Source organism: Microbacterium sp. BF1, assembly GCF_019279095.1.
GTDB classification, from domain to species: domain Bacteria; phylum Actinomycetota; class Actinomycetes; order Actinomycetales; family Microbacteriaceae; genus Microbacterium; species Microbacterium maritypicum.
Window position 1 is genome coordinate 1 of sequence record NZ_JAGYWT010000794.1, and the last position, 695, is coordinate 695.

Genomic DNA, 695 nt, shown 5'->3' on the forward strand with positions numbered 1-695 from the left:
CCGCCGGTGGGCATCAGCGGAGCGTCGGGGAACGGTCCGCGCAGGGCGCCGAGGTACGAGGGGCCGCCGAGGGAGGCCGGGAAGATCTTCACCACGTCGACGCCCAGCTCGAGTGCGGCCATGACCTCGGTCGGTGTCATGGCTCCGGTCATCACGACGCGACCCGTGTCGAGCATGCTGCGGGTGAGGTGCGGCAGCGTGCCGGGGCTCACCAGGAACTCGGCGCCCGCCTCTGCGGCCTGCTCCGCCTGCGCTGCCGTGGTCACGGTGCCGGCGCCGATGTGGGCGGAGTCGCCGTGGCGTGCGATGAGCTCGCGGATGACGGCGGGTGCGTCGGGCGTGGAGAAGGTCACCTCGATGCCCGTGACACCGCCGCGGATGATCGCCTCGGAGGCCTCGAGCGCCAGTTCAGGGGAGGGGGCGCGGAGAACGGCGAGGATGCCGGTGCTGCGGGCGCGGTCGAGACGGTCGGGCATGGGGCTCCTTCATCGGGCGGGCTCGTCCATTCTCCCGGGCGCAGCCTGTAACGACAAGTTGGTCAGGAGGCGTGGGTGCGCGGCCAGGCCTCGATCAGTTCCTTCGACTCCTTGAGGCCGAGCCCGGTGTGCTGGCGCAGCGCCTTGATCGCGGCGATGGCGGAGCCGCCGGCGACCATCCTGTCGATCTCGCTGCCCCCGTCGGTCGCCACCGAGATC

At 71.9% G+C, this 695-nt stretch carries 2 protein-coding genes; both read right to left on the reverse strand.

The window, feature by feature from the left end; translation table 11 throughout:
- On the reverse strand, positions 1-476 hold a 476-nt coding region (locus tag KZA10_RS16835), incomplete at its 3' end, for a bifunctional 4-hydroxy-2-oxoglutarate aldolase/2-dehydro-3-deoxy-phosphogluconate aldolase (RefSeq protein WP_218683475.1).
- 62 nt (positions 477-538) lie between these two features.
- Entirely contained in the window at positions 539-655 is a 117-nt protein-coding gene (locus KZA10_RS16840) for a ribosomal protein L7/L12 (RefSeq protein ID WP_256935020.1), read from the reverse strand.
- Positions 656-695: the final 40 nt, after the last annotated feature.